The 13,450-nt window shown below is 50.0% G+C and carries 11 protein-coding genes; 7 read left to right on the top strand and 4 right to left on the bottom strand.

Features of this window, described 5'->3' with window-relative positions:
- Window positions 1-148 precede the first annotated feature (148 nt).
- Entirely contained in the window at window positions 149-841 is a 693-nt protein-coding gene (locus PEL8287_RS12030; protein ID WP_085892664.1) for a sugar transferase, read from the bottom strand.
- 496 nt (window positions 842-1,337) lie between these two features.
- Between PEL8287_RS12030 and PEL8287_RS12025 the strand changes: the two genes are divergently transcribed.
- The 3 genes from PEL8287_RS12025 to PEL8287_RS12015 are packed head-to-tail and all read left to right on the top strand — an operon-like array spanning window position 1,338 to window position 5,001.
- Complete coding sequence (locus tag PEL8287_RS12025) at window positions 1,338-2,549, top strand: ExeA family protein (RefSeq protein ID WP_235862288.1); 1,212 nt, start codon at window positions 1,338-1,340, stop codon at window positions 2,547-2,549.
- Window positions 2,546-4,111 carry a GumC family protein gene (locus PEL8287_RS12020; RefSeq protein ID WP_085892627.1) on the top strand — a complete coding sequence of 522 codons (1,566 nt, stop codon included), beginning with the start codon at window positions 2,546-2,548 and terminating at the stop codon, window positions 4,109-4,111. Before PEL8287_RS12025 ends, PEL8287_RS12020 begins: the two co-directional genes overlap by 4 nt.
- A gap of 11 nt (window positions 4,112-4,122) precedes the next feature.
- Window positions 4,123-5,001: a CpsD/CapB family tyrosine-protein kinase gene (locus PEL8287_RS12015; RefSeq protein WP_085892626.1), complete on the top strand. Its 879-nt coding sequence runs from the start codon at window positions 4,123-4,125 to the stop codon at window positions 4,999-5,001.
- Between the two features lie 177 nt (window positions 5,002-5,178).
- On the opposite strand, the gene PEL8287_RS12010 is transcribed toward PEL8287_RS12015, so the two are convergent.
- Window positions 5,179-5,385, bottom strand: coding sequence for a hypothetical protein (locus PEL8287_RS12010; protein WP_085892625.1), 207 nt, complete (start codon window positions 5,383-5,385; stop codon window positions 5,179-5,181).
- A 314-nt stretch (window positions 5,386-5,699) separates the two neighbouring features.
- Here PEL8287_RS12010 and PEL8287_RS12005 point away from each other — a divergent pair, with 314 nt between their 5' ends.
- The 4 genes from PEL8287_RS12005 (at window position 5,700) to PEL8287_RS11990 (ending at window position 9,651) form a co-directional block, all read left to right on the top strand.
- On the top strand, window positions 5,700-6,320 hold the full coding sequence (locus tag PEL8287_RS12005; RefSeq protein WP_085892624.1) for a polysaccharide biosynthesis/export family protein: 621 nt from the start codon (window positions 5,700-5,702) through the stop codon (window positions 6,318-6,320).
- A 120-nt stretch (window positions 6,321-6,440) separates the two neighbouring features.
- Entirely contained in the window at window positions 6,441-7,736 is a 1,296-nt protein-coding gene (locus tag PEL8287_RS12000) for a hypothetical protein (protein ID WP_139837782.1), read from the top strand.
- A gap of 57 nt (window positions 7,737-7,793) precedes the next feature.
- Entirely contained in the window at window positions 7,794-8,438 is a 645-nt protein-coding gene (locus PEL8287_RS11995) for a rhomboid family intramembrane serine protease (RefSeq protein ID WP_139837781.1), read from the top strand.
- Between the two features lie 544 nt (window positions 8,439-8,982).
- Window positions 8,983-9,651 carry a VPLPA-CTERM sorting domain-containing protein gene (locus PEL8287_RS11990; protein WP_085892622.1) on the top strand — a complete coding sequence of 223 codons (669 nt, stop codon included), beginning with the start codon at window positions 8,983-8,985 and terminating at the stop codon, window positions 9,649-9,651.
- Window positions 9,652-9,992: 341 nt separating this feature from the next.
- Here PEL8287_RS11990 and PEL8287_RS11985 read toward each other — a convergent pair whose 3' ends face one another.
- The gene (locus tag PEL8287_RS11985; RefSeq protein ID WP_085892621.1) at window positions 9,993-11,567 is read right to left on the bottom strand and encodes a hypothetical protein; all 1,575 of its coding nucleotides are present in this window, start codon (window positions 11,565-11,567) and stop codon (window positions 9,993-9,995) included.
- Window positions 11,568-11,638: 71 nt separating this feature from the next.
- A complete protein-coding gene (xrtD, locus tag PEL8287_RS11980; protein WP_235862287.1) occupies window positions 11,639-13,249 on the bottom strand; it encodes a VPLPA-CTERM-specific exosortase XrtD in 1,611 nt (536 codons plus the stop codon).
- Window positions 13,250-13,450 lie beyond the last annotated feature (201 nt).

Here is a 13,450-nt window from a genome sequence, read left to right as displayed (position 1 = left end):
AAACCCGCACATTCCCGCGCTGGACTGGCAAGTAGGGCTGGATCAGCGCGTATTGATTTTCTGTTATCTCATTCATAACAGATACTTAGCATCAAACAGCACTACGTAATAGTGTTAACAGGCCCTAGACAGTCTGTTAACTTGGCGATCAGCAACCAGTGCCACGCACAACGACCAAAAAGGTACAGAGAATAATGCGGACATCGTTCTTCAGAGATACGTTGTTGTTATATTGGTCATCAAATTCGGCACGTGCAGCGAAAGAACTACTGTTACGGTCTGAAACTTGCCAAGGCCCGGAAACACCAGGGCGCAGCGTAAAATAGGACAATCCCGGGTACAAACGACGTTGCTCCGGCATCATTGGACGCGGCCCAACCAGACTCATGTCGCCGACAAGGACGTTCCATAACTGTGGCAGTTCATCGATTGAACATTTTCGAATCAAGGCACCTAACCGGGTCACCCGAGGGTCGTCAGCCAGCTTTTGCTTTTCATTCCATTCGTTGCGCGCTGACGCATCGTCTGCCAGAAAATCTTCTAGTTTGTTTTCGGCGTCGGGAACCATAGTGCGCAATTTCCACATAGTGAAATTACGACCCGCGCGCCCAACGCGAACCTGGCGGTAAAATGGGTTATGCCCATCTCGTGAAATGAACAGCGCTAACAAAAGGACAACCGGGACGACAAAAGGTGCTGCCATAAGGACAAAGAAGAGATCCAAAAGACGTTTAAATAGATTGCAATAAATTCCGCCTCGTGCAGTTCCCGAAATGTTAGCACGAAAGGTCTCTACGGGGCTGGAGTCACTATTTGTAAAATTCTCTCGTTGAATAGTCATAATACACTCCCCAGAGGCACACATACACGAACCGACTAATAAATTGCCGGGACAAAATCACACTGCTCTGTTCCGAAACTCATCCTGGCTAAAATTAGCCTGAACTTGGGCCTCACAACTCATACTGCGGGTTTAAACGCAATCTGTAATAAAATTATTATGCCTCATCCTCTGCCTCAACAATAGCAAGCCCTCTACTAACAACCATGCCGCGAACAATGCCTCAATTTAGCCGCAGTCATACAATTTTTGTTTCTATTTTGCAGGCAAAGCTAACAAATTTTAAGCTATTGTTTCTCGAAAAACTCCAGAAGATACCGAATCAATGGCTACGCTGATGGCCAGTTCGTATCACAGCTTTGCCTTACCTCTGACTTCTTGATGCCATCTGAACTGGGTAAAACCTATTTAACATCTTGGTATTTTGACACTTTTGACCAGTTGACTCAAAGGCCCTATGATTTCTGAATGCCGGACAGAGAAAGAGTAATAGTTCTTGATTAAACAATCGTTCGGTACTGATGGGGTGCTTTTGCCACATTTTATCCACAAACTCAGGTTCTTTCTACGTTCTCGGAAAAAAAGCCGACCGGTTTCGGATGTTTCGGATACTGGAGACGCCTACCCGTCTCCGGACGTCTTACGTGAGCGGGCAGATGAACAAGTCAATTCCGCCACGCCAAACCAGCCTGTTAAAGGCCCGCTTAAGCTGCAATCAGACTTCCTGATTGCACCAATCGGGACAAACGAGTCTCCGATTGGTGCACAATTCGAAACAAATGAAGGTGGTTTCGACAAAATCGACCCTCCGGAACCCGTCAGAGAGGTAAAAGAACAGTCCTCTGAAAATTCGATACTGGATATATACACTGATTATTTTGGGCTGAACGTGCGACCGTTTTCATTGGTTCCTGACCCTGATTTCATTTTTTGGTCACCGGCCCACAGACGTGCTTACACAATGCTTGAATATGGCTTGCTGACCCGCTCACCGATCACACTGATCACCGGCGAGGTTGGATCCGGCAAAACAACCCTTCTGCATCACCTGCTAAAGAACATTGATGACCGGATAAAAGTTGGCTTGGTTGCGAATGCCCAAGGCTCACGTGGCGAACTGCTGCGGTGGGTTATGATGTCACTCGGAAAACGCATATCGGCTGATACAAACTATGTAGATATGTTTGAAGCTTTCCAGAAGTTGCTGATTGATGAATACGCACAAGGTGGCCGAGTCGTCATTATTTTTGATGAAGCGCAAAATCTCAGCCGCGAATCCCTCGAAGAACTACGGATGTTTACCAACATCAATTCAAACAAGGATGAGTTGCTGCAGTTGGTGATTGTCGGCCAGCCCGAATTGCGCGAAATGATTCGGCAACCAGGATTGCGGCAGTTTGCCCAAAGAGTGGCCGCAAATTTTCATCTTGGCGCCATGGATTCGACAACTGTTTATGATTACATAGGCCATAGGCTTCGTGCGGCAGGGGCCGCCAAGAACCTTTTCCACAGGTCAGCTAGTGACTTGATCTTTGAAAAAACCAACGGTGTTCCGCGCCTGGTTAATCAGCTATGTGACCTTGCTATGGTATATACTTTCACCAACAACCAGAAGATTGTAACTTACCGCACTGTTCAGCAGGTTCTCGATGACGGTGCGTTTTTTGGTGCCGGAAGTTTTGACAGTTCAGAAAGTTCAAATTTATGAGTATCGACTTGAAGTTTTATCTGGCCGTATTCATGCGTCGGCTGCATTACTTTCTTTTGGTGGCTCTGGCTGTTGCGGGTGTTGGCCTGACCATCGCCTACACTCTGCCCCCCACCTACAAGGCTAATGCCACACTCCTGGTTGAATCCGCTCAGATTCCTGGCAATCTGGCAGAGTCTACGGTGCAAGTCGAAGCAGCAGAATTCCTCCAAATCATCAGGCAGAGAATTCTGACACGGGCTAAACTTCTTGAAATTTCTCGCAAATTCAATGTCTTTCCAAATGCATTAGAAATGTCCGCCGATGATATTGTCGAGGGAATGCGGCGACGCATTTCCATGAGCTTGCCGCGCCGCAATGATGTCGCCTCTTTCGTGACCGTTTCCTTTGAAGCTTCGAAAGGTCGGCTTTCAGCGGAAGTAACCAATGAACTGGTTACGTTGATCTTGGAAGAAAACCTTGCTTTGCGCACAGCCGCGTCCGGGCAGACCCTAGCGTTCTTTGAACGTGAGGTCGCCCGCCTTAATCTGGAACTTGCTGATCGCGGCGACGCCATTCTCAAATTCAAGATGGAAAACAAAGACGCCCTGCCTGACAGTCTGGATTTTCGCAGGAACAGCCAGAAATCCCTTCAGGAACGTGTTTTGAACATTGACCGCGAGCTTTTAAGCCTGCGCGACCGCAAGTCGCGCCTGCAACAGCTTTATGATCAAACTGGCCGGGTTGCGGGATCGGGCAATGCTCGTATGGACCCAGACGTAGCACGCCTTCTGGAACTTCAGGACCAGCTTGCCTATGCCCTGACGCTTTATTCCGAGCAGAATCCAAAGGTGAAAAATCTACGTATCCAGATCGAAGCGATGGAAAACAAGATTGGGAAACTCACAGACTCACTGAGTGAGGAAAATCCCGGCATTACCGCATTTGATCTGCAGGTGCTGGACATAAATGGTCAGATTGATTTCCTGGCTGACCAGAAGAAAAACGTAGAACAAGAGCTAGCAAACCTGGCAAAATCCATTGATGCAACTCCTGCCAATGCGGTCCAACTGGGGTCGCTTGAACGTGATTACGAAAACCTGAGGATTCAGTACAATCAAGCTACCGCCGATTTGGCCAAGGCGCGCACCGGCGATCAGATCGAAGCGCAATCGCGTGGTCAACGAATTTCTGTTATTGAACAAGCTGTTGTACCCAACGAGCCAACCGATCCGAACCGCAAGTCAATTGCCTTTGCAAGTATCATTCTGGCGCTTGTTTCTGGTTTTGGTTTTATCGCTTTGCTTGAGTTTTTCAATCGGTCTGTACGCCGTCCCGTTGATCTAACGAAAAGTTTGGGCATCGCACCGCTGGTCACGATTCCCTATATTTTCACCTCCAGGCAAGTTTTGGCCCGTCGGGCCTTGATTCTGTCTGCTCTGCTTGTGGTAACGATTATGATACCGGCGGGCATTTACATGTTGCATCTTTACGTCATGCCAATCGACATGATGGTGGATAAAGTCCTTACCAAATCTGGTTTATCTGACCTTTTGGAAAAACTTGGTCTGAAAGTAGGATAGAGGGTTAGTTTATGGAACGCATCCAATCAGCAATAGAAAAAGCCCGCAAAGCGCGGACAAAAGCGGAAACGCGGGCAAAAGGCGACCGATCCGTAAAAGCAGCGGAAATAGAAGCGGTGCCGGCGGATCAGACTCTGAATTCCCAGCATTCCGTCTCCGCTCAAGAAGACGCCGAAAGAAATCTGGCTTGGCAGAAAATAAAACAGCTCAAGCTTGACGACAGGCACCTGCAGATCAGCCGCATTGTAGCCCACAAATCTTGCCAGGAGGCCAACCCATATGATGTGCTGCGTACAAAATTGCTACAGCAGATGAACAAAAACGGCTGGAAGCGCGTCGCGATCACATCGCCGACCGCAGGATGTGGTAAGTCGACGATCTGTGCCAATATCGCCTTTAGCCTGGCGCGGTATGTCGATTTCCGGGTCATGGTGGTCGAGCTTGACTTGCGCCGCCCGTCTCTGAAGAAAATCATTGGTCTGGCTGAGAAACATCAGTTTTCGCAGGTTCTTAAAGAGTCGGATGTCGCTGAAAACCATATGGTGCGCATCGGCGAAAATCTGATTTTTGCAACAAATAGTTCCAGCGTTTCAAATGCCGCTGAATTGCTGCAGAGTGTGGGTGCTGCCAGCGTACTGGACAAGCTTGAGGCTACTTACCGACCCAACATAGTGATTTTCGACACCGCACCAATTTTGACAGGTGATGACACGTTGGAGATTCTTGATCAGGTTGACTGTGCTTTGCTGGTTGCAGAGGCAGAAAGTTCGCGTTCCAGCGAAATTGACAAGTGCGAACACGATCTCTCTGAAAGAACGAACTGCGCCGGGATTGTACTGAATAAATGCCGTTACATGGATCGTGGTGATAGCTACTATTATTCACCTTGAACGTTTGGCAACACGCTGGGCCCAATTCGGGCCCGTTTCAAAGCGATGAAGTTGGCAAGAGGTTTGAGGCTTGTTTGCAGCTAATTTGTTCGCGGTTTAGCTGTTGAGCAAAAAGAAACCGCTTTGGCAGCAAGCAACCTGGAAGCAATCGCACCTGTTGTTCTATTGATTGCTTTTCTAGTCCGTGAGGTCGTAGCTCTTTACCCAGTGCTCGATATGCAACAGGCTCACCACCCAGCAAACCACGACGCTTGCTACCAATGTTGAGACGCCGGACAGGACGTATGCCAAAAACGCCATGCCAAGGGACGCACCATTAAGCAATGCGAGCATGGCAGATATCGCGGCGGTAATTATTGCCAACACGATCGAGCCAACAATCATTTTCACCTCCCTTTTTAGCCTTTGTCGAAATATCCGCCATCAGGATTTGTCAGATTGACACTATTCCAAAATCTGATTGGCAATTACGGCGTTGGTAAGGCGGTGTGATTAAAATTTTGCTAAAGCCCCTGTGAAACCTGCGCGTCTTGTCTTTTTTACTATTCTAAACCGGGGGGCGCCTGTGGCTCGAACGACACTAAAGCGTCAACATGCCCTTGCAACCGGTTATTCTTAATAAATATTCTTTCGCTATTGAATATATAAGGGTATCCTGTTCCAAAATGGTTAATTGAAAACCTGGAAGAGAGTGCACTATGAAACGCGTATACGTCCTGCTTGCAGCCCTTTTGTTCATTCCTTTGACATATACCAACGCCGTTGCTCAGGAGCGGTATACAGTGAAGCCGGGTGACGTCCTTCGAATCGAGGTATTAGAGGACAACACGATCAACCGCGAGACACTTGTGCTGCCTGACGGGCAGATTTCAGTTCCACTCGCAGGCACGGTTGCCGCGAAAGGAAAGACGCTCAGCCAGATCAAGGCAGATGTTGCCAGCGCGCTGGCGCCCAATTTTGCAAACGTGCCAACTGTTTTTGTGTCGCTGGCCAGTCTTGCCGTCCCACGTAGTTCGGGGCGATCGACGTCCGCAGCCACGTCAAAGGTAGATGTGTACGTTCTGGGCGAAGTGGCAAAGCCTGGTAAGGTCGAGGTTGAAACCGGTACGACATTGCTGCAGGTGCTTGCCGAAATCGGCGGGTTTTCGAAGTTTGCAGCCAAAAAACGCATTCAGCTTCGCAGGGCTGACTCGGCAGGTGTTGAGAAAGTCTATAGTGTGAACTATCAGGATATTCTTGCAGGAAAAACAAACATCGGAATGACTGTTCTGGCGCCGGGAGATGTGATAATTGTCCCGCAAAGAAAGCTTTTCGAATAACTTAGAAGCGAGAGAGCAGGGTTGAAATACGGGCCACTATTTACGGTCGCAACGGCAGGTGCATCAGCTTTTGTTGTTCTTCCATTGTTTGCACAGGAAGACGGCGGGCTTTCTGTAAGCTTGGATTTCAGCCAGCGCTTTGAAACAGCGTCAAATCTGGGTTTGGAAGTTCCGGACGAAGGCAACACCAACCTTGCGACAACATCCTTGATGTTAAATCTGGATTCCCAGACCCGCACTCAGGACTTTTCCCTCTCTTTTGGCGGCCTGTTTCGGGAAGGCGACATTCCGACAGGTGCCGGGGCCGAAACCGGGTTCGTAGAGCCTCAGGCAGCGCTGTCCTTCACCCAAGAAGGCGCCAATGCCGAGTTCAAGCTCGACGCAAAATTCCGGCAAACCGATATAGCATTTGATATACCCTTGTCAGATTTTGTTGACGCCACGGGTATTGTGGTCATTCCTCCCGATTTTGACAATCTGTCGGGAACCGGAAAACGCAACAACTTCAGTTTTGACACAAGCCTTGAGACCGGCAAAAACTCTACGGTCGGCTTCTTGTTCGAGGCTGGTGTCAGCGACTTGAGCTATGAAAACACCTCGTCCTCGTCTCTTGTCGACAATACCCGAACAAATTTCGACGCAACCATGTTTTTGCGCCCGTCAGAGACCCTGACAGGCCGGACAGAACTGCATTACGATCTCTTCGACGATCAGGATACCCTCGATACGGAACGGGAAACATGGTCAACCCTATTTGGTCTGGAAAGTGAGATTTCCAGCGGAACAATGGTTGATATTTCTCTTGGATATGAAGAGGTTATCACCGACCGCAATACCGGAAAGACAACTGAATCCGGCCTGATTGGCGGCCTGGGCATTGATCACGAGCTTGCAAACGGATCAGTCTTTGGTGATTTTACTCTAAGCCGGAACCAGGACGGTCAGCGGTATACAGTCAATGTCGGTCGTGAGATTGAGCTGCCCCGCGGAAGCCTTCGTGGATCGGTTGGGACAACCAGTCTTGAGGGCAACAGCTACGATTTCGTATTTAACGCGCTATTCGTTCACCAGCTTCCACAAGGCGCTATCAACCTGAGCGCGGACCGTCAGGTGAGCACAGACGATAACGATAATGAACGGATCGCAAGCAGCCTTGATTTTGGCTATGATCACAGCATCAACAACATCTCTTCCGTTGGGCTGGATATCAAATTTGGATTGGTCGAAAGCACCAGCACCGCCTCCGAGGTAGAGCGCTACGATATTACGGCCAGCTACAATCGCGAACTGACGCGTGACTGGAGCATGGTATCGGGTGTCAGCTATCGCACACGGGATTCTTCCTCTGTTGGCTTCGCTGATTCAACATCGGTTTTCTTCACCCTTGACCGCTCTTTTGATCTGATAAAAAGATAATCAGATCTGATTTTGCGGTCGAGTAGTCCGGCTATTTTCGTATTGTCACATCCGAAGATGATCTTTGCTCTACTGCCGCGGCGACTCCCGGCAATTCTGGCCATCATCGTGATTGCCTGCGCCCTACCAGAGCTGGTTTTGCAGGGCGCTGACAGCGGGCTGTGGGGGTCTGCCCGGTGGCGGCCTCTTTCCTATGCTCACGGCGCTTTTTGGGTAGGGCTGCTGCATGGTTGGGCCCCCAACTTTGAGTTCCAGCGATGGACAATGTTCATCACCTACTCATTCCTGCATGCAGGTCTGGGGCATCTGGTGGTCAACATGATTGCCCTGGTCTCGCTTGGCTTTCCGATCATTACCCGCATTGGGCAACCAAAGTTCAGCATTCTTTATATTGCCTCTCTGTTTGGGGGGGCCATCGGCTTCGCCTTGTGTACCACCAAACTGCAACCTATGGTCGGGGCGTCCGGTGCGCTTTTCGGTTTGCTGACAGCTCAGCTAGTCTGGGATTTCATGGACGCGAAACGCAAAAAGACCAAAACCGCAGGTCTTGTGCTTTCGACGCTCTGGTCGATGGTTCTGCTGATCCTGTTGAACATCATTATGTATTGGGTGGCTTCCGGAAATCTGGCTTGGGAAACCCACCTCGGCGGCGCGATTGCCGGCGCTGTTATGGCGCCGTTCTTACTTGGCAAAACAAAGTAGGTCCCGTTTCTACGATTATCGTTTTTTACGTTTTCACCCTCACTGCGACGCCTTCCAAATACGTCAGTGTGTCCTTTTTTTTGCCCGGTCAAACTGTCAAAAAAAATCGTGATTTGCTTGCGTGAAATGTGGTCTTAATCTTTTGCGCTTTTCTCAAACCAACCTGATTTTGGCGCCTGGCATAAACTGCACCCAGGAAAGAATCACCACCAACTTTTTGCCTTAATACAACCGCAATTCGCGCATAAGGCGAATATTTAAAGGGCTCTTAAGGTCAATTTTTTCCTTGATTAACGGCTGTTTCCCATTCATTCGCCCGAATTTGACGAAATTGTGATCAATTCAGAAACATTCGGGGCGAATTTAACCTTTTCACTTTCCTCGAATCGCATCCCGCGGTAGAACTATTGCCATAGTTGGGTTGCGCTGTTTTGTATCCCGACACGGTGGGGGCTTGAGGGTAATAAGCTCTGATTGTAACGCTCGGGCGTAATAACGTCCGGGTTTATGGGTGTAAGCCTGAATATTTGGAGGTTTAGTAGATATGAAAAATGGAATCAAAGGTCTCGCTCTTGCATGCGGCCTGTTTGCTGCATCATCAGCGTCAGCTGTAACACTGGACGTGACGCCAAGCGGTGGGCCAACAGGCGACAACCGGTTCTTGGCTGATATTGTTGCGTTCTTCGGCGTAGCTATCTCCGATATCGGCTTTGGCACGCTGAACGAAGTAACCATTGATGCTAATGGTGAGCAGCTGCAGTTCAAAGAAGCTGCTGGTGAAAGTGCCTTCGACAGCACGCTTAGCCTTGCCGGTGGGGCATATTCGAAAACCGAAACAGTGAACATCTTTAATAAATTTGGCGCGCTGGTTACGGACGCTATTTGGACTCCGGGTGCTGCCGGAACGACGTTAAGCAGTCTGGGCGGAATTGAGTTTTCGTCGACAAATGGGCTTATCGCAGGTTTTGGCGATGTCGAAATGGGTGTATTTTGGGACAAGACCAAAGGCTCCGACTCGTTCATCCTGGCGTTTGACGACAACAACAAGAACATCGGTCTTTTCGACGATGACAACCACGATGACTATATGTGGGTTGTTTCGACATCTCAGGGTGGCGGTGGCGTAAACATCGTTCCGCTTCCGGCTTCGATACTTCTGCTGGGCGGTGCTCTGGCTGGTCTTGGCCTGACACGTCGTCGCAAGCAGTCGTAAGTCGACCAATTAAAGTTTAAAAAACGCCAAGGGTATCCCTTGGCGTTTTTTTTGCGACTCAGGCCTTGCAGATTGTTAGCAAAACGCGTCGGCAACGCGTTGGCCTGGGGGCGGTGAACGCCACCGCTGCCCGTCTTCCCTACCGCATCGCCTACCGAGGATCCTGCTCTGCTGTCAGTGCGCTGGTGTGGCCGGTATCCCCTGTGGAATTGCGATGTCCGTCAGAGGCTGGTGGACCATAGACCCCAGAGCGGGCGACCACAATTTGGGGATGGGATCAGCAATCAGGCCCAGAGTTCCACAAACAGCCTTGTCAACGGCAGCCAAATACCCCGTTCCGATCAGTTGGTGGAATCTTGCATTACCAGCTGTTTGAATTCTTTCTTACGAACGGTTTTATATGTGGCGGCTTTCAGCTCGCTTTGCTGCCCGGGAACAGGCAGCGGGATATCCTGACCCTTTAGGCGGCGCGTCCAGCTTTGCATTTCCCCGTCGGTCCCATAGCTGAATTCGTCCTGCCATTTTGCCCACCAGTGAAGCAGCGGATCGAACGGCCGTTTGGCCTTACGTGCGGAATAGTCAATTGAAACAAGCTTGATCTCGCCATTCTTGCCAACCGGTTGGTAAACCCGTTTATGATGGTTGGAAAAACTGACCGAGATAATCGCTGGCGCGCTGTAATGCACGCCGTTCCAGGCAAAAACGCCAATGTCTACGCGATTGGTTGAACGTGGGGAAAGGCTTTGGGTGATCCAGGTATCGTGCCAGTCTAGTGAAATTCTCGCGCGTTCAGCCCTTTCACCCTCGGGTTCAATCCGAACTTTGTCCGGATCGCCACTTAGCAAAACCCACCGGAATTTCAGATCTCTACCGTTTGGATCCACGGTATTTTGCGTCGAAACGGCCATGTATTTTGTATAGTCGTTCCCTCGCCAGACCCGTGCAATCGCCGAAGGCGTGTCGAACAGTTTTTCCGACATTTTGGCAAGATCGGCATTATCTGTAAAACTTTCCTCTTCGACCGTAAGCTTGATAATCGGTGGAATATCCTCAGGCAAAAGCGATGCGGCTAATCCTACCATTCGTTGCAGATCAAGTCGTTCCTTGTCGAATACCGGGGGATGTACAAGCCCAGACAGATAGGCCTCATAACTGCCAAGCCCCAGTTGCGACCTCCGCAAGATCATTTGCAGGGTGGGTGCCACCAGGCGTTTTTGACGCAAAAATTCCCGCGTATCTTTTGGAAGTGCGGCCAGAGCCATCAGAATGGCATGTAGAAATGGCTGATCCGAATAGGATGACCCCTGACTGGTAATGGTATAAGTCCAGTTGGCATGAAACAGGTCGTCAGCGTCATGATCTTTATGTTCAGGATAAATGTACAGATGATTGTTGGCATAGGTATGATAGGCGCGCGACGCTTCGACCTGGGTGGTCATCGCTTGCCTTGTCTGACTTCTTGCAATCGGAAACTGTGTTATCGCTGTCGAAGAGTTTCCGATGACGATGGCCGGCAGAAAAATTCGGCCTGCCAACCCATAATCCAGATTCTGAGCACGTAGTTTGGGGCCGAATTTCAATTGCGTCAGTTGCGGAAAGTCTTCGGGGCTTAATGGCGAGTGTCCCCGGTCCCTATTTTCATAGACGACGCCTTCAAACCCGCTGGCCAGCCCACGGGCCCATAAACCGCGCAACATATCTGCACCGGGGCCGTCCAGCCTTGGGCCAACAATGGGTTGCCTCAGGTTACGGTTTGGAAAAGCAAAATTTGGTGCAAGCCACCCGACCGGTCCGACGCTGACAAGATCATCAGCCATCAACAGCTGAGTGGGTTGCGCCTGAACAGACTGGGCCGCCATTACAACTGAAAAAGCCGTTGCAACAATAGTGCGTATCCAAGACGTCAGTGCGAGCATGTGCGCGTTTCTCACAGGTTTTGAAAACGGTCTGACTGCTCCCGTTATTTCAGCAAGAGCCCATATCCCCCTCAGTCAGGCACAAACCCTTGAAGCGGACCGAAAAGGGAATACATCACCTCCGAAAGTCTGCGTTCAGCGTTTTCGTCAGTCTCTTTAAGCCCCATTTGTGTTGTCAGTCTGATGATTGCACTGTCATTTCTGCCTTTCATGAACTTGCTAAGCATCAAATTCAATTTTGCGTCGAACATCGAAGCCGTGCGTACGCCCTGCTGTTCGTACCAGTAATAAACCATCATCCGGGTGACACCTTTTTGAATGATTGCCCGATTTATGGTGAACGGCCGACCGGTTTCACTCCTTGGGGTGACGTCAATTTGTTCCAGCTTCGCGATTTCCCAACCCGCGCCAGGCAGGCACACTTCCGGGGAATGTACGCCGCCACGGTCCTGATTTTTGTACCAAGCCGTAAAAAGCTCAACAGGCGCGCCCTGTCCTGGTTTGGTCAGCGTAACCGACATATAGTCATCGGCCCCGAGAACCCGCTCAATCTCGACGTCCAGTGGCTTGTGAGGCCCAGTCCGCCAGTCGCCAATCCGGGTCGGAAACAACAGGAAAGGATCGCGTTCGATGACGACCGCCTGACGTTTTGGAATCATCGCCCATGCCGACGCCAGCGAGATTACTAGCACCGCAGCAGTAATCAGAGCAGCTGACGGGCGGACCAACCCGATGCGCTTGGCTTGGGTTCCCAAGCCATCGGTGTCCAGATCCAGAGCCTCTATCAGGCCAACCCGGTCGCGACGCAATTTGACCAACACCCAAGCCAGCGCGAACAGGATCAGAACGCAAATGATGAAAATTACCCAGCCTTCGAAGAAATGAGAAAAGCCTTCCAGATGGCTCAGACCAAAGTGATTCACGATGATTCCGGCAACAGCAATGCGAACCGAATTCATGAAAACCGTAATCGGAACGGCTGAAACCAACAAAATTGCTTTGTGCCAGGTTGGGCCTCTATAGAGCACCGCAAAGATGTAAGAAAAGCTGAGGATCGGGAACAGGTAACGCAGCCCCGAACAGGCCTCGGCGACCTGAAGCTTGTATACGCCAAGGTCGATGATATTGCCTTCAAGAAACACCGGTACGCGCAGTAGCTGCAGTAGATATACACCGATTTCTGAAGACACACCCTGCAAATAGGTCGAAACCCCATAGTACAGCGCCCCTGGAAGCGGCAACATATAGATAAGGTGTACAACCGGCGGCCAGAAATGTTTACCTGTGCGCCAACCGAAACTGATCAGCAAAAGCGCCCCGACCCAAAGGATCAGTGCATAAGCGACAATGTCGCGTATTTCGATCAGTTTGCCCGCAGCCCCCAACAAAACGGCCAAAATCAACAAGAAAACCCCTGGGCCGCGATCGGTAACCTCGCCGGCATTCACGGGGACGGTTTTCAACTGCCGTAAAAACAACAGCCCCGACAAAACAGGGATCAGCGGTCCGTGGCTGTATTCAGGCAGTTGCCAGGCTTTCAGTAGCTCGGCGATGCCTTCGTTGAAATACGCTCCAGCGCCAATGACGGCCAGCAAAAGCCAAAATGTGCCCCAATGGAAAAAGCCCTCAAACGGCTTGACCGAAAGGGAAAAACGAGACGGTTCTGCAATGGATTTTTTCAAGGGTATGAATCTTGGGTGCGTGACCCAACCTCTGTAAATACTATGTACGTTTTAACAGTGCTAATTATTAATTGATTCTTACCTTTAAAGCCATATGAAACCACCCGTTAAGCATTCTGATTATCGAAACTGAATCATTCATCTCAGTTTATTTTTTTAAGGTTGCAGCGGCTAAATCTTTGTAATTTTTAAAAAATCACC

This window comes from Roseovarius litorisediminis, from assembly GCF_900172295.1.
Taxonomy (GTDB): Bacteria; Pseudomonadota; Alphaproteobacteria; order Rhodobacterales; family Rhodobacteraceae; genus Roseovarius; species Roseovarius litorisediminis.
This window is presented reverse-complemented; position numbering and strand designations above follow the sequence as displayed.